This window comes from Altericroceibacterium indicum (assembly GCF_009828105.1).
Classification (GTDB): domain Bacteria; phylum Pseudomonadota; class Alphaproteobacteria; order Sphingomonadales; family Sphingomonadaceae; genus Altericroceibacterium; species Altericroceibacterium indicum.
Genome location: NZ_WTYQ01000002.1, coordinates 490,232 through 505,484, shown reverse-complemented (window position 1 = coordinate 505,484; position 15,253 = coordinate 490,232). Strand labels below are relative to the sequence as shown.

Below are 15,253 nucleotides of genomic sequence, written 5' to 3'. Positions count from 1 at the left end.
TTCTGTCACCCCCAAGGGCGGGTGCGATACCATTTTGTAATGATATATTTGACGCCTTTGATAACGGGCGTTCCTGCGTGGGCTGTCCATGTTGTTGGCACGCCTTTGCGGTCGGCATTATTCCAAATCAATAGAGCGCCCTGTTGCGGTGCGATGGAAAGGCCTAGGTGAGGGAAATCTGTTGCGCCTCCCTCTTCGACGTCATTCAGGAAGACCATCGCGGTAATGCTGCGTTGTCCGCCGCGTTTTTCTTCGGCTGGCCAATAGTCGCCCTCGGGATAGAACCAGTCGCAATGGGTTCTGAATTCCTGTCCCGGCTGATATCGCTGGCCTTGCATGGTTTCACCAAACGCAGGCTCAATGCCAAGCAAATCATCAAAGCGACGTTGAATGCGCTTGATGAAAGGATCATGCGGATTGACGTTGCCGGAATAGGAGGTGCGGAAGCTGGATCTCTTTCTGTCTTCAAAAGTGGCTGACGGCTTTGCAACTCGATCGATCATTTCGATCAGCCTCTCGCACTCCTTCTCGTCGAGAAAGTCCCCGACGGCAAACAGCTCTATCTGATCATTTGGAACGCGGTAGACATTGGGGTTGCTGGTCAACCGCTGGCGGACCTGCTCACCAATCCTGGCGAGACCAGCCTGATCCGGGACTTTTGTTTTCTGCTTGAACATATGGTGGCTTACTATCCGAGATGGAATGGCAATCGCAAGTGGGGCTTGCCCTCGTGAAAAGTCGCGTTACCGTCCTGCATCAAGGGCAAGGAGGCAGGAGTGCAAACAATGCGACAGTTTCGGTATTCACTCGGTGCAATGATACTGCATTGGGCTATTGCCATCGCGGTTATTGTTAATTGGCGATTAGCATCGAGCGCGGAAGGCGCTCCTAAAGAGCAGGCCATGGCGCTCATGGGAACGCATAAGGCGCTGGGCATCACGATACTCGCGCTGACAATATTGCGGATCATTTGGCGTCTTACCCATACACAGCCCCCTATGTCGTCCATGCTGAAAAAGTGGGAAGTGACATTGGCCAAAACCATTCACGCCATCTTCTATGTTTTGCTGATTGCCTTGCCGCTGCTCGGCTGGATTGCAAATTCATCCTTTGGACGCGGCGTTGATATGTTTGGCCTGTTCACTATTCCGCCACTACCAGTTGCAGATGATCCCAAGGTTGGTGGTTCGATTTATGATATTCATAAGGTGCTTGGAACGACCATGATTCTTTTGATCGCACTGCATGTTTTAGGCGCGTTGAAGCACCATTTCTTCGACAAGAATGGCGAGATATACCGTATGCTGCCTTTCGGAAAAGTGCAGGCCTGATGATGTAGAAAGCCCCGCAATCCAAGGATTGCGGGGCTTTTCATTTCACCAGAAAAAGTCGTAAATAACGTCTTCGACTTCCCCTGTATATGTGTTCACCAGAAGAACGTCGTCATAATAGCGCACCCAGCGATAGGGGCCATAGACCTCCGGCAGGCGATACTGCCAAGGATCGTCGATCCAATAGCGGTTCGAATAGAAGAGCGAGCCAATAGTGATTCCGATAGACAGGCGCCGATAACGATAGTCCCGATAGGGCGAGTAATATCGGTCGACGTGGTACACCCGGCGATTGTGCGAGCGATGGCGATACCAGTCATAACGCGAATTGGAACGCCACTGGCGACTCCACCGCCGGTGTTCTCGCTGAATGTCTCGGTAGCTGTCACTGTGCCTTTGACGATAATCTCGGTGATCTCGACGGTCGCGATTCTCTGATCGCCGTGCATCGCGATACCGCTGATCGTTCCAGTCACGATATTCCTGACGGATCGTTTCTGAACGGCGTGTTTCACGGTTTCTGTCATCACGAGACTGGCGAGAGCGGCGATCATAGTTGCGCTGACGATAATCCTGCCGATCCCTGCTCGATGATGTGTCCCGACGGGTTTGACGGCGGCGATCATCGGAAGAGCGCTGCGACCTGTCGCTCCAACGTTCTGTGGACGCACTTCTGCTAGCAGAACTGGCCGTTGTGCCATTTGTGCGATTGATCGTTTCGGCGTTGCTACGGTTACGCTGTTCGCGCTGAGCAGAACGCTGAGCGGCTGCCTCTGCCCTACGCTGCTGTGCAGCGCGCTGCACTTGCGAGACACGACTTTCACTGCGTTCGGCGCGCTGATTGTCCCGGCCGCGCCAATCCGGCGCGCTGGCTGCCTGGGCGGGCAATGCCGAAAGGGCTAAAGATAAGGAGAGAGCTGTGGAAGCCGTCGTCCTGAACAATTTGATGAGCTGCATTTCCGGCATCCCTTTGAGGTAAGGCGTAAAATCAAGCCTTGTCATGCACCCCATTTATCTGCTTTCAGCTTTCTGTTCACTGAACTAAGTATTTTTCTTAACGAAAAGGGTGGTCCCCGCATCATCTCACGAAGATTAATGACTTTAAGATATATGGGTGCGATGTGGTGGACCTTTGCTGCATCGGGGGTTAGAGCCAGCTTATGAGGCTATTCTCACGTAAGCTTGAAAAACTAGCATCTTCGATTCCAACCGATTTACAGGAATTGCAGGAATGGCGGAGGCGTCTTGCGACGCTTGCTGGCGCTTTGCTGATTGGCTTGGTCGCAATTGTGTTTGCCTGGGCAGGCGATTTTGCGCAGAATCAGTTCAATAAAATACAGAGTGCAGAGCCTTACAGCCCTCTCATTCTGACCCCGATTCTGTTTGTTATCATCGCAGCCGTGACGAGCTCCGTAGCGCCAGAAGCACGAGGGTCCGGCATCCCGCAGGCCATTGCCGCAAGCCGTGATCCGGAAGGTTTGACCGCCAAGGGCTTACTGTCTTTGCGTGCAGGGATTGCCAAATTGTTCCTGACAGTCGGAGCAATGTTCGGCGGTGCATCTGTGGGGCGTGAAGGGCCAACGGTGCAAGTTGGCGCGGCAATCATGGTGCAAATTCACCGGTTGTTCGGTGTCCGCGTAACGCCGGGTGTTATCATCGCAGGCGGTGCGGCTGGTGTGGCTGCAGCTTTTAATACACCGCTTGCCGGGATTGCCTTTGCCATTGAAGAACTGGCCGTGGCCTATGAGCAACGAGTGGCCATCATCGTGATGGGCGCAGTGATGATCGCGGGTCTGACCAGTCAGGGCATCTCTGGCGACTATGTGTATTTCGGCCATCTTTCCACGTCAGGGTTGCCTCTGACGGTTATTCTGGTGGTGGCTCCTTTAGCAGGTTTTCTTGGTGGTTTGGCCGGGGGCCTCTTCTCTCGGCTCTTCCTTGCTTGCAATGGATCACAAGGCAAATGGCGGGCTGTCCTCAAGAAACGCCCCTTGGTGACAGCGCTGGTATGTGGCCTGATTGTCGCCATTGTCGGGGTGGTTTCGCATGGTGCCACTTGGGGCACGGGCTATGAACCTACCCGTGCTTTGCTTGAAGGTAGTGATGGAGACTTCTGGTTTGGCCCTGCTAAATTCATCTCCACAATAGCCACCAGTGCCAGCGGAGTTCCGGGAGGAATCTTCGCTCCAGCCTTGGCAGTTGGGGCGGGTCTGGGCAATTTGCTGACGCCATTTTTCCCCGCAGAACATGCCGGGACGGTGATCCTTTTGGGGATGGCGGGCTATTTCGTCGGGGTGGTTCGTGCGCCTTTGACGGCGGTGATCATTCTGTCTGAAACGACTGGCACAACCGACGTTATTCTGCCACTTTTTGTCACTTGTCTGATCGGTGACTGGGCCGGTGGCCTGATCTGCAAGCAGCGCCTCTATCATGCTCTGGCGGCTGATTTCATGACTGGAGGAGAGAAGGTTGCAGCTTCTGGGAAACGCCTGAAACAGCCTGAAAATGCCGCTCCAGTAGATACTGAAAAGGACTGAAGCGGTGCCGAAAGGCACCTAAAGGCACCCACCGGCCCACAACAAGTGCAGACCGGTGGGTGATGTCATCATATTCAGTCGCGCGTCAGTTTCTTGTAGGACAGCGCCGTCGGACGGTCGGCGGCATCGCCAAGACGGCGGCGCTTGTCTTCTTCATAATCTGCGAAGTTGCCTTCGAACCATTCGACGTGGCTATTGCCTTCGAATGCCAGAATATGCGTGGCCAGTCGGTCAAGGAAGAAGCGGTCATGCGAGATGACCACGGCGCAACCGGCGAAGTTTTCGATCGCATCTTCCAGAGCGGACAGCGTTTCGACGTCAAGATCGTTGGTCGGTTCGTCGAGCAGCAGCACGTTGCCGCCTTCTTTGAGCATCTTGGCCATGTGGACGCGGTTGCGTTCACCGCCTGAGAGCTTGCCAACATTCTTCTGCTGGTCCTGCCCCTTGAAGTTGAAGGCCCCTACATAGGCGCGGGTGGACATATCGTGGCCATTGACCTTCATGTAATCGAGGCCGTCGGAAACTTCTTCCCATACATTGTTCTTGGGGTTGAGATCGCCACGGCTCTGATCGACATAACCCAGATGCACGGTTTCACCGATTTCGATGGAGCCGCTGTCGGGCTGTTCCTTGCCAGTGATGATCTTGAACAAGGTGGATTTACCCGCACCGTTCGGGCCGATCACACCGACAATGCCGCCGGGTGGCAGCATGAAGGACAGATCTTCGAACAACAGCTTGTCGCCATAGCTCATGGTCAGGTTCTTGGCTTCAATCACCTTGCCGCCGAGGCGTTCAGGCACCTGAATAACGATCTGCGCCTTGCCGGGCTTGCGATCCTTCTGGGCATCCTGAAGCTGTTCGAACTTGCGGATACGGGCCTTGGACTTGGTCTGGCGGGCCTTGGGGCTCTGCCGGATCCATTCCAGTTCTTCCTTGAGCGATTTCTGGCGGCCTGATTCCTCACGCTCTTCCTGCCCAAGGCGCTGGGCCTTCTTTTCCAGATAGGTGGAATAATTGCCTTCGTAAGGGAAATATTTCCCGCGATCCAATTCCAGAATCCAGCCCACTACATTGTCGAGGAAGTAGCGGTCGTGGGTGATCATCAGCACCGCACCGGCATATTCCTTGAGGTGATGTTCCAGCCATTCCACGCTTTCGGCGTCGAGGTGGTTGGTCGGTTCGTCAAGCAGCAGAATGGAAGGCTTCTGGATCAGCAGGCGGGTGAGGGCGACACGGCGCTTTTCACCACCGGAAAGCTGTTCCACTGAGGCATTGGATGGCGGGCAGCGCAGCGCTTCCATCGCCAGTTCAAGCTGACTGTCGAGCGACCATCCATCCACGGCATCAATCTTGCCCTGAAGGTCGCCCATTTCTTCCATCAGCGCATCGAAATCGGTGTCATCCTGCGGGTCACCCATTTCGGCAGAAATCGCATTGAAGCGATCAACCATATCGGCGGTTTCGCGCGCACCGTCCTTGACGTTTTCAAGCACGGTTTTGGCCGGGTCCAGCTCAGGTTCCTGTGCCAGATAGCCAACAGTGATGTTTTCACCTGGCCATGCTTCCCCGGTGAAATCGGTATCAATTCCGGCCATGATCTTCATCAGGGTCGATTTACCGGCACCGTTCGGGCCGACGATGCCGATCTTGGCACCCTGATAGAATTGCAGATTAATGTCAGAGAGAACCGGCTTTTGTGCGCCGGGGAAAGTCTTGGTCATGCTTTTCATGACATATGCATATTGGGCGGCCATGCGTGGTCCTTCGGCTCGATCTATAGTGTCTGTTTGAGATTTGGGCCTGCAAATAGAATGTGTCGCCGCTGGGGGCAAGCATAAGCTCTGTTTTGGCGGGGGAGGGGTATGTCGCTTCTGGATTCCCGCCTGCGCGGGAATGACGAAAATGAGGTAAGCGCTATAAGAGCCTCGTCATTCCCGCGTAGGCGGGAATCCAGTCACCTCAGCAACCTCCAGCAACCACAGCCCCGAAACCCCCTTGGCAGCAGCGCTCCGCCTGCTAGCTTCGTTGGCCATGAAACTATCGCACATGCTCCTCGCTTCGGCTGCCGCCTTGCTGGCCGCGCCGGTTTTGGCTCAAACCCCTTCTGTCAGCGCGGCTGAACAGGATAAGCTCGATGCTGTCGCCGATCAGGCGCTGCAATCGGATGCGTATGCCTGGGATTTCGTTGAAGGGCTGACGACCGAAGTTGGCCCGCGTCAGTCGGGCACTGCGGCAGAACAACGCGCGCGCGATTGGGCAAAGAAATGGCTCACCGCGCAAGGCTTTGCCAATGTGCGTGAAGAGCCGTTCATGATGAAAACATGGGTGCGCGGCGTAGAGAAGGCTGAGGTTGTTTCACCATTCCCACAGCCGCTGACGCTGGTGGCGCTGGGCAATTCGGCGGCGACGCCTGCTGATGGCATCACTGCGCAAGTGGTAGGGTTTGATTCTTATGCCGCATTGGAAGCGGCTCCGGCAGGGAGCCTTAAGGGCAAGATTGCCTTTATCAGCCACCATATGAAGCGCACACAGGATGGTTCAGGTTATGGTTTTGCCGGGCCAGTGCGCTGGACCGGGCCGGGGCTGGCGGCGAGCAAGGGTGCGGTGGCGGCGGTGATCCGCTCGGTCGGCACTGATAACCACCGCACGCCGCATACTGGCGGCACCAGCTTTCCCGATGGGGTGGCCCCTATTCCGGCTGCGGCACTTTCCAATCCCGATGCGGATAATCTGGCGCGGATGCTGGAGCGGTCCGATGATGTCAAACTTCATCTGGTTCTGACTCCGCGCAATTTGGGCGAAACGAAATCGGGTAATGTCACGGCAGAAATCGTCGGGCGTGATCCATCCTTGCCGCCCGTTCTGCTCGCCTGCCATCTCGACAGCTGGGATCTGGGCACTGGCGCGATTGATGATGGGGCAGGGTGCGCGATTATTGCGGCGGCGGCGCAGCATGTGGCCGAGGCGGGGCAGCCTTTGCGGACGATCCGTGTGTTGTTTGCTGGCGCTGAAGAAACTGGAGTATGGGGCGGGAAGGCCTATGCCAAAGCTCATGCGAAGGAACCCATCGCTGTGGGGCTGGAAAGCGATTTTGGCGCAGACCGTATCTGGCAGATACGAACCAATTTTGCTGCCGGGAATGAAGCGTTGCACAAGGCTTTGATTCAGGCGGTGGAACGGTTTGGGGTCGAAGGCTCCACGGCCATTGCGGATAATGGCGAAGATCTGACCATCATTCATGACCAGAAAACCGGTCATGTCGATCTGGCGCAGGACGGCACACATTATTTTGATCTGCACCACACACCCGATGATACGCTGGACAAGATCGATCCGGTACAATTGCGCCAGAATGTTGCTGTCTGGACGCAGGTTGTCGGCCTTTTATCGAATGAAGCTGGGCCTATCAAACCTGATTGATAGAGGCCGGGGCATATGAGCGGGCCGGCGACAGGGGGATTTAATGGATCACGGCAATGATGATGAACTGACGAAGGTCCATCCGGATCATGTCAGGGTTTTGCGCATCCAATCTTTTGCTGCGGGGGCTTTTTGCGTCATTGCAGCGGTGATTGCCGGCCTGATTTTTCCCCCTGTGCGGTGGTATGTCATCGCTTTGGGGGCGGCATTGGCGCTGTTCTGGATTATCCGGCTTCCGGCCCGGCGCTATGCGCATAAGGGCTATATGATGTCGGGTGATCGGCTGCGTGTGGCCAGGGGGATGCTGTTCCGCAGGGATACGGTGGTCCCTTTCGGGCGGGTGCAGCATATTGATGTGACGCAGAACCCGCTTGAACGGTTCTATGGCCTAGCCACTCTGGTGGTGCATACGGCGGGAACGCATAATTCCTCCGTCGCTTTGGCCGGACTCAAGCGTGCTGACGCTGACGCTATGCGCGAAGATATTCGTCGCCATATCAAGCGGGAAACTCTGTGACCGGGGAAGGGGGCATTCCACCGTATCAGGGGCAGCGCACCAGCCCATTGGGCTTTATCGTGCAAGTGGTGGAGAATCTACGCAAGGCGATTCTGCCGATTATAGCCCTCATGTTTGGCTCACAACAATTTGGCGATACCCCTGTGGTGGTCGGCCTTCTGATCGGTTTGGCGATCATCGTGTTCAACGTTGCTGTGGCTTGGCTGGGTTGGACTCGCCGGCGCTATTTCGTGGGCGATGAAGATGTTCGTGTGGAAAGCGGCATTTTCAGCCGGGATGCGCGATCTGTTCCTTATGAACGGATTCAGGATGTTAGCCTTGAACAGAAATTGATTCCCCGCATTTTGGGGCTGACCAGCATTTGTTTTGAAACCGGCGCTGGCGGCAAGGATGAGCTGAAGCTGAGCTTTGTCACCCAATCTGAAGGGGAGCGCCTGCGTACATTGGTGCGCGAGAGACGTGAAGACCATGCGCTCGGCTCAGCGCGGCAAGAGGCCAGGGCGGAAGCGGCGACTGCTGCTGCTGGTGTTGCGGAGCCTGAATCGCGGCTGCTCTTCACGATGGGGCCGGGGCGGCTGGCTCTGTTTGGCCTGTTTGAATTCTCGCTGATTATCTTTGCATTGCTGGCCGGTGCTTTGCAGCAGCTCGATTCCTTCCTGCCTTATAGTGTTTGGTCGCTTGATGACTGGAGAGGGTTTGCCAGCAGTCAGATGTCCTGGATTGGCGCCTGGGGAGTGGTTGGGCCGGTTATTGTCGGCACGGTGGTTACAATCACCATCGGCTTGATCGGATTGGCGACGGGGATCGCGCGAACCGTCGCACGCGATTGGGGGTTCACGTTGGAGCGCAATGCGCGCGGTTTCCGCCGGCGGCGGGGGTTGTTCACCCGGACCGATGTAGTGATGCCGGTGCACCGTGTGCAGGCGGCGAGAATTACCACTGGTTGCCTTCGCCGATTGTTCGGCTGGCACGGGCTCAAATTTATCAGCCTGGCGCAAGATAGCGGCTCTGAAAGCCATGTGGTCGCACCTTTTGCCCAAATGGATGAGATATGGCCGATTGTCCGTGAAGCAGGGTTGAGTGCACCTCCGGCAGATGCCCGCTGGCATTTACCCAAGTCTGACCGCTGGGTTGTGCTGGGAATCCTCGGAGCCATACCTGTGCTCGCAATGATCGCATTTCTGGCGATGGAAGGGCGCTGGTTGCTCGCTTTGGCTGCCGGGTTGGTTGTCTTGCCCATGCTGGGGTTACGCCAATATTTCTCTTTCGCCCGGCATCGCTATGCAGTGGGGGTGAGGCAGATCTTTGTTCGGGAAGGGCTGGTCACGCCTGAACTGGTCATTGCACAGCAAATCCGTTTGCAGACGGTCGAAATCGCTCGTGGCCCGCTGGGGCGCTGGCTGGGCTATTGCACGGTCCATTTTGGCCTTGCCGGGGGGAAGCTTTCGATTCCCGGAGTCCCGATTGCAGAGGCCTTTGCGCTGCGGGAATCGGTGCTCAATTCCATTGCTGCGGTGGACTTTTCTGACCTTCCACAGTGAGGGTTCCTCAACTCACCGTATTTAATGCAATGCTTGCGGCAAGATGAACGTGCCGCACGACCGGTTGCGGGCGGGAGGTATTCCATCTCAGATGACATAATGTATCAGCGTCCTCGGATCGAAACGAGGGACGTGAACATGCTGTCATTTGGGCCAATTTCCGCACGAGCAAGCAAACTGTTTGGAAAAACACATTGGCTTGCGGCGGGTCTCGCCCTGACGGCGGCAGTAGCCACACCTGTACAAGCATCTCCACTGCAATGTGTTCCCTATGCCCGCGAATTGTCGGGCATTTCTATTCATGGCAATGCGAAAACATGGTGGGCACAGGCCGATGGCAAATATCGCCGCGGTCAGACACCCAAGGTCGGAGCAGTGGTTGCATTTGCCCCAACCGGAGTGATGCCGCTGGGTCATGTCGCAGTGGTCAGCCAGATTATCGATGATCGCCATATTGAAATCAGCCATGCAAATTGGTCACGCCCCGGCCTTATCGAAAATGATGTGATGGCGGTGGATGTGTCCGAGGATGGCGATTGGAGCGAAGTACGCGTCTGGTACGGCCCGAGCCACACATTGGGTGCAAGAACCAACCCGGTCTATGGCTTCATCTATAATGAAAAGCCGCAGCCTCAACTGCAGGGCAATGTGGAAATCGCCATGCAGGATGTGAGCGTCAGCGGCTGAACAGGCTAAGGGCTGTTATAGCATTACCGGCAGCGCATGGCGCGCCGGTTGCAGCCAACTTCATTCCATCAAATATCAGAACTTCAAATAAAATGAGCCGGCCGCAACATGCGGACCGGCTTCAGCCATTTTTACCAAATCGAAATATTGGAAAATGGTCGGGGAGATAGGATTCGAACCTACGACCCTCTGGTCCCAAACCAGATGCGCTACCAGGCTGCGCTACTCCCCGATCCGCAGCCCCTTTAGGATCACCCTTTTCAGGAAGCAACAACAAAACGGCCATGATTTGTCATTTTTTACGTTTATCCACAGCAGTGCTTAATTCTGCTGAATAAAGTCTGCTGCGCGTTCCCCGATCATGATGCAGGCGGCATTTGTATTGCCTCCCACAATGCGTGGCATCACCGAAGCATCGGCAATTCGCAGGCCCTGAATCCCGCGAACCCGTAATTTCTCGTCGCAGACGGCATCAGGATCAGATTGCGGCCCCATTGCACAGGTGCCGACCGGGTGCATGGCGGTGTTGATGGCATTACGCACCCATGCGTCCATTTCCGCATCACTTTCCACATTGGCACCGGGCATTTTCTCACCCGTCAGAACATCGGTGAGGGGGGCAGTGGCCATCAGGGCGCGCATCTGGGGGATGAGCCTGCGGAAGAAGGCCCGGTCGCCTTCGGTGCTCAGCACATTGGTGAGGATACGTGGCGGCTGTTTCGGGTCGGCAGAGGCAAGCTTCACCCATCCACGGCTTTCAGGCCGCAGGTGGACGCAGGCCATCGCCACCGTATCTTCGATGTGTTTACGCCATAGCGGCCCCCAGAGGCGGGCAAAGATCGTGGTCGGCTGGAACAGGCATTGCGCATCTGGCCGTTCCAGATCGGGTCTCGTTTTGACAAAGCCATTGGCGATCACCGGAAGGCTGGCAATCAGCCCTTTCTGATTGGTTATCCAGCGAAGAACCGACACTGCCATCCGATCAATCCGAAGATCGGGATTCAGCGTCACTTCGTGCTGCGCGCCATACATCAGGCCGATGGAGGGGTGATCCTGCAAATTGCGACCCACGCCGGGCAAATCATGCACCACTTCAATCCCGTGTGTGCGCAAATCAGCGCCTGCGCCAATGCCAGAAAGTTGGAGCAATTGCGGTGTGTTGAATGCACCGCCGCACAGGATAATTTCCCGATTGGCGGTCAGGCGCTTGGGGCCAGTGGCATCATCAAAATGTACCGCCACCGCACGACCATTTTCAATTTCGATCTTAGTGGCATGGGCACCGGTGATGATTTTGAGATTAGGGCGCCGTTTGGCTGGGTCCAGAAAACGGGCCGCCGTGCTTCCACGGGTGCCTTGATGGACGCATAGGTCTGGCGTGCTCCAGCCTTCCTGCTCTGCGCCATGATAGTCATCCACATAGCGATAGCCTGCATTTTCAAGTGTTTGCTGAAAAATGGGGTGCAGCTTCATACTGGCGGGGTGTTTGCTGATAGTCAGCGGACCACCTTTGGCGTGATAATGGTCTTCAGGCCCCCAATGGTTTTCCGACTTCTTGAAGAAGGGCAGCACATCTTCATAACCCCATCCGGCAAGGCCAAGCTGGCGCCATTCATCGTAATCGCGCGCGTGGCCCCGGGCATAAAGCATCCCGTTGATGAGCGATGATCCGCCCAATCCCTTACCGCGTGGCTGCCGCAGACGGCGGTTGTTGGCGTGGGGTTCTTCTTCGCCCTGGTAATTCCAGTTGAAGCGCTTGTCTGCCATGACTTGCGGGAAGGCGAGCGGCATGACCAGCTTGATCCCGCGTTCATCCTTGCCCGCTTCGATCAGGGCTACTCGCGTGGTGGGGGATTGTGACAGGCGCGCGGCCAGCACCGCACCGGCAGATCCGCCGCCAACAACGATGTAATCAGGGGCAATAGACATCACGCGGCCTCCGGCTTGGGTGTTTGATCAGCGGGCAGACTGCGCCCGCGAATGATGTCGCTCGCTTTTTCGGCGATCATGATGGTGGGTCCATTGGTGTTGGCTCCGGGGACATCGGGCATGATCGAGGCGTCGACCACACGCAATCCTTCAATCCCGATGACCCTTAATTCAGGATCGACCACGCTATTGGAGGCAATGCCCATGGCGCAGGTGCCAACCGGGTGCTGGGTCACGCCAGCGGTGGCGCGGATATGGGCGTCTAGGTCATCATCGCTGGTGCAATCCGCACCGGGGAGGGTTTCCTGTTTCACCAAGGAAGCTTGCGGTTCGGTGGCGTAGATTGTGCGGGCCATACGAATGCCGGCACGGGCGGTGGCGCAATCGGCTTCATTGTCGAACAGGTTGAACTGTATGGCGGGCAGATCATGCGGATCGGCCGATTTCAACCGCACCCAGCCACGTGACTGGGGGTGCAGCAGGATTACATCGGCAGACAGGACATGCGGTGGTTCCTTGCGGAAGCCGGGAAACCAAAGGTTCGAACCGATCTTCACCGGATTGGCGAAGAGCTGAATATCCGGCCGGTCGAGCCGGTCATCAGTGCGCAGCATTGGATTGGCACTATTTACCTGGCGGGAGAATGGGCCGCTGCCGAAGAGATACCAGCGCATCACGGACAGAGTGGCCCGGTCAAAGCGCAATTGATTGACGAAAGTGATCTTGCCATTGGCGGCAAATTCCAGCGGCACACGGGGATGTTCGGACAGATTTCGCCCCACACCGGGGGCATCGAGCACCATATCAATCCCATGTTCGCGCAAATGCGCTGCCGGACCAATACCGGAGAGCATGAGCAATTGCGGGGAATTGTAGGAACCGCCCGACAGGATCACTTCACGTTTTGCGGTGATCGTTTCGATTGTACCGTTCACTTCCACTTCAACCCCGGTGGCGCGCTTGCCTTCAAAGGTGATGCGGTGGGTGAGGGCATTGGTGCGCACGGTGAGATTGGGACGCGCCATCGCGGGTTTGAGATAGGTCTGATAGGTAGAAGCGCGGCGACCTTTTTCATCAATCGTCAGCTCAACGCGCGAAGCGCCTTCTTCATTACCGGAATGAATGTCTTCGGTGATCGGATATCCGGCACGTTCAATCGCTTCCATCAATTCATAGTGCAGCAGATTCTTGTCGGAATTGCGGGCGATGGGCAGGGGGCCATCGCCGCCATGCACATCGCTTGCTCCGCGCCAACTGCGTTCCAGCTTGCGGAAATAGGGGGCGACATCGGCATGGCTCCACCCCCGGCACCCTTTTTGCGCCCAGCCATCAAAATCCCGGCTGTGCCCACGCATATAGACCATGCCGTTGATGGAAGAGGAGCCCCCCAGCATCTTGCCGCGCGGCAAAGGCAGCACGCGGTTGTTGCAATAGGGTTCCGGCTCGGTGCGCATGGGCCAGGTGTATTGAGGGTCCAGCAAGGCTTTCAGAAAACCCAGTGGCATACGAATGAGAAAGTTCTCAGCCTTCTCTGCGCCGCCGCCTGCTTCGAGCAGAAGCACGCGCACATCCGGGTCTTCTGTCAGCCGTGCTGCCAGAACCGAACCGGCAGACCCGGCGCCGACGATGACATAATCGTATTCACTCACCAGACATCCTCTCAATCTTTTGCACCTGATTTTTATGGTAAGTGGTGCTTACAATTCTTATGCCGGTAAATGATCAAGGCTACAAGCATTGGGAGAGAGTCAATTATGAGTGAAGATCTGAACAGCCGGGTTGCCGCGCTACAGGCGCAATGGAGTACATCTCCAGCCAAAATGCTGATTGGCGGACAATGGCGCGAATCGCAAAGCGGTGAGACTTTTACAACCGAGAATCCCGCCACGGGGAAGATCCTCTCGCAAGTGGCTGCGGCGGGTGAAGCGGATATCAACGATGCGGTGGCCGCTGCGCGTAAAGCGTTTGAAAGCGGCCCATGGCCCAAGATGAAGCCCGATCAACGCGCCAAGCTGCTGCTCGATCTGGCTGATCTGATCGAGAAAAATGGTGATGAGCTGGCTCTTATCGAAACGCTCGATGTCGGCCGCCCGATTCAGTTCAGCCGGATGATCGACGTGGCCGGGTCTGTGGGCCAATTGCGCTATAATGCGGGCTGGGCCACCAAGCTGACCGGCGAAACGCATGAAGTCTCTGCGCCGGGGGAATGGCTTTCCTATGTGCTGCGTGAACCGATTGGCGTTTGTGCCCAGATCGTGCCGTGGAACTTCCCACTGGTAATGGCTGTGGGCAAGCTTGCCCCGGCGCTGGCGGCTGGGTGCACCGTGGTGCTGAAGCCTGCTGAACAGACCCCGCTTTCTACATTGCGTCTCGGCCAGCTCATTCAGGAAGCGGGCATTCCAGACGGCGTGGTGAATATCGTCACTGGCCTTGGCCGCACGGCTGGCGCTGCGCTCGCTTCGCATATGGATATCGACAAGGTGGCCTTCACAGGTTCCACCCAGACAGGCCGGGCGATCATTGATGCCTCCAAAACCAATTTTAAGCGCGTGCAGCTTGAACTGGGCGGCAAATCGCCAACCTTCATCTTCGCGGATGCGGATTTGTCCAAGGCGATTCCGGCAGCGGCCATGGGCATTTTCTTCAATGCAGGGCAAGTTTGCGCCGCAGGCTCTCGCCTGTTTGTTGCCGAAGAAGTGGCCGATCAGGTGCTGGAAGGTGTGGCGGGCATGGCCAAGATGCTGAAAGTCGGCAACACGCTCAATACAGATACGGTGATTGGCCCCTTGGTCAGCAATATCCAGCTTGAACGCGTGACCGGCTATGTCCAGTCGGGCCAGTCCGAAGGCGCAGAGGTGCTGGTCGGCGGCAAGCGCAAGGAAGGCGATGAATATGCCGGTGGCTATTATGTCGAACCAACTGTGCTGGTCGAAACCAAGGCATCGATGAAGGTCCGCAAGGAAGAAATCTTCGGCCCGGTTCTGTGCGCTGCACGTTTTTCGGCAGATGAAGATGTTGAACAACTTGCAGCCTATGGCAATGAAACCGAATTTGGCCTTGCTGCTTCCATCTACACGAATGACATCACCAAGGCACACAAATTGGCGAGGCGTTTGAAGGCGGGGTCAGTGCGGATCAACGGTTCGCCGGGTGTCGATCCGGCATTGCCATTGGGTGGTTATAAAGCCAGCGGCTGGGGCCGTGAAAATGGCAAGTCGGGGATCGAAGCCTATACGGAACTGAAGTCCGTGACGGTGGGCCTCGGCTGACGATCTGCTGGCTCGGGTC

12 protein-coding genes and 1 tRNA gene are annotated in these 15,253 nt (G+C 56.5%); 7 read left to right on the top strand and 6 right to left on the bottom strand.

Annotated elements, in window-relative coordinates; genetic code table 11:
* Positions 1-5: 5 nt before the first annotated feature.
* Entirely contained in the window at positions 6-677 is a 672-nt protein-coding gene (locus GRI39_RS07230; protein WP_160739015.1) for a prolyl hydroxylase family protein, read from the bottom strand.
* A 108-nt stretch (positions 678-785) separates the two neighbouring features.
* Between GRI39_RS07230 and GRI39_RS07225 the strand changes: the two genes are divergently transcribed.
* The gene (locus tag GRI39_RS07225) at positions 786-1,331 is read left to right on the top strand and encodes a cytochrome b (protein ID WP_160739014.1); all 546 of its coding nucleotides are present in this window, start codon (positions 786-788) and stop codon (positions 1,329-1,331) included.
* Between the two features lie 45 nt (positions 1,332-1,376).
* On the opposite strand, the gene GRI39_RS07220 is transcribed toward GRI39_RS07225, so the two are convergent.
* Positions 1,377-2,333, bottom strand: coding sequence for an RcnB family protein (locus GRI39_RS07220; protein ID WP_246204948.1), 957 nt, complete (start codon positions 2,331-2,333; stop codon positions 1,377-1,379).
* Positions 2,334-2,491: 158 nt separating this feature from the next.
* On the opposite strand from GRI39_RS07220, the gene GRI39_RS07215 reads away from it, so the two are divergent.
* Entirely contained in the window at positions 2,492-3,868 is a 1,377-nt protein-coding gene (locus GRI39_RS07215; RefSeq protein WP_160739013.1) for a chloride channel protein, read from the top strand.
* A gap of 74 nt (positions 3,869-3,942) precedes the next feature.
* Here the strand turns inward: GRI39_RS07215 and ettA are convergent, their stop codons facing one another.
* The gene (gene ettA / locus GRI39_RS07210; protein ID WP_160739012.1) at positions 3,943-5,625 is read right to left on the bottom strand and encodes an energy-dependent translational throttle protein EttA; all 1,683 of its coding nucleotides are present in this window, start codon (positions 5,623-5,625) and stop codon (positions 3,943-3,945) included.
* A 277-nt stretch (positions 5,626-5,902) separates the two neighbouring features.
* On the opposite strand from ettA, the gene GRI39_RS07205 reads away from it, so the two are divergent.
* The 4 genes from GRI39_RS07205 to GRI39_RS07190 all read left to right on the top strand — a co-directional run bounded on the left by GRI39_RS07205 (position 5,903) and on the right by GRI39_RS07190 (position 10,036).
* Entirely contained in the window at positions 5,903-7,291 is a 1,389-nt protein-coding gene (locus GRI39_RS07205) for a M20/M25/M40 family metallo-hydrolase (protein ID WP_160739011.1), read from the top strand.
* A gap of 43 nt (positions 7,292-7,334) precedes the next feature.
* Positions 7,335-7,808: a PH domain-containing protein gene (locus tag GRI39_RS07200; protein WP_160739010.1), complete on the top strand. Its 474-nt coding sequence runs from the start codon at positions 7,335-7,337 to the stop codon at positions 7,806-7,808.
* A complete protein-coding gene (locus GRI39_RS07195) occupies positions 7,805-9,349 on the top strand; it encodes a PH domain-containing protein (RefSeq protein ID WP_160739009.1) in 1,545 nt (514 codons plus the stop codon). Before GRI39_RS07200 ends, GRI39_RS07195 begins: the two co-directional genes overlap by 4 nt.
* 138 nt (positions 9,350-9,487) lie before the next feature.
* A complete protein-coding gene (locus GRI39_RS07190) occupies positions 9,488-10,036 on the top strand; it encodes a CHAP domain-containing protein (RefSeq protein WP_160739008.1) in 549 nt (182 codons plus the stop codon).
* 155 nt (positions 10,037-10,191) lie between these two features.
* Here GRI39_RS07190 and GRI39_RS07185 read toward each other — a convergent pair.
* From GRI39_RS07185 to GRI39_RS07175, 3 genes are all read right to left on the bottom strand, one after another.
* A tRNA-Pro gene (locus GRI39_RS07185) sits at positions 10,192-10,268 on the bottom strand.
* 89 nt (positions 10,269-10,357) lie between these two features.
* Positions 10,358-11,965, bottom strand: coding sequence for a GMC family oxidoreductase (locus GRI39_RS07180; RefSeq protein WP_160739007.1), 1,608 nt, complete (start codon positions 11,963-11,965; stop codon positions 10,358-10,360).
* Positions 11,965-13,614, bottom strand: coding sequence for a GMC family oxidoreductase (locus GRI39_RS07175; protein WP_211371480.1), 1,650 nt, complete (start codon positions 13,612-13,614; stop codon positions 11,965-11,967). Before GRI39_RS07175 ends, GRI39_RS07180 begins: the two co-directional genes overlap by 1 nt.
* Positions 13,615-13,719: 105 nt before the next feature.
* Between GRI39_RS07175 and GRI39_RS07170 the strand changes: the two genes are divergently transcribed.
* A complete protein-coding gene (locus GRI39_RS07170; RefSeq protein ID WP_160739006.1) occupies positions 13,720-15,234 on the top strand; it encodes an aldehyde dehydrogenase family protein in 1,515 nt (504 codons plus the stop codon).
* Positions 15,235-15,253 lie beyond the last annotated feature (19 nt).

Excerpts from the sequence above, each read along its gene's own strand:
- GRI39_RS07230 (WP_160739015.1), bottom strand. The coding sequence starts at position 677 with ATGTTCAAGCAGAAAACAAAAGTCCCGGATCAGGCTGGTCTCGCCAGG.
- GRI39_RS07225 (WP_160739014.1), top strand. The coding sequence starts at position 786 with ATGCGACAGTTTCGGTATTCACTCGGTGCAATGATACTGCATTGGGCT.
- GRI39_RS07220 (WP_246204948.1), bottom strand. The coding sequence starts at position 2,333 with ATGACAAGGCTTGATTTTACGCCTTACCTCAAAGGGATGCCGGAAATG.
- GRI39_RS07215 (WP_160739013.1), top strand. The coding sequence starts at position 2,492 with ATGAGGCTATTCTCACGTAAGCTTGAAAAACTAGCATCTTCGATTCCA.
- ettA (WP_160739012.1), bottom strand. The coding sequence starts at position 5,625 with ATGGCCGCCCAATATGCATATGTCATGAAAAGCATGACCAAGACTTTC.
- GRI39_RS07205 (WP_160739011.1), top strand. The coding sequence starts at position 5,903 with ATGAAACTATCGCACATGCTCCTCGCTTCGGCTGCCGCCTTGCTGGCC.
- GRI39_RS07200 (WP_160739010.1), top strand. The coding sequence starts at position 7,335 with ATGGATCACGGCAATGATGATGAACTGACGAAGGTCCATCCGGATCAT.
- GRI39_RS07190 (WP_160739008.1), top strand. The coding sequence starts at position 9,488 with ATGCTGTCATTTGGGCCAATTTCCGCACGAGCAAGCAAACTGTTTGGA.
- GRI39_RS07180 (WP_160739007.1), bottom strand. The coding sequence starts at position 11,965 with ATGTCTATTGCCCCTGATTACATCGTTGTTGGCGGCGGATCTGCCGGT.
- GRI39_RS07170 (WP_160739006.1), top strand. The coding sequence starts at position 13,720 with ATGAGTGAAGATCTGAACAGCCGGGTTGCCGCGCTACAGGCGCAATGG.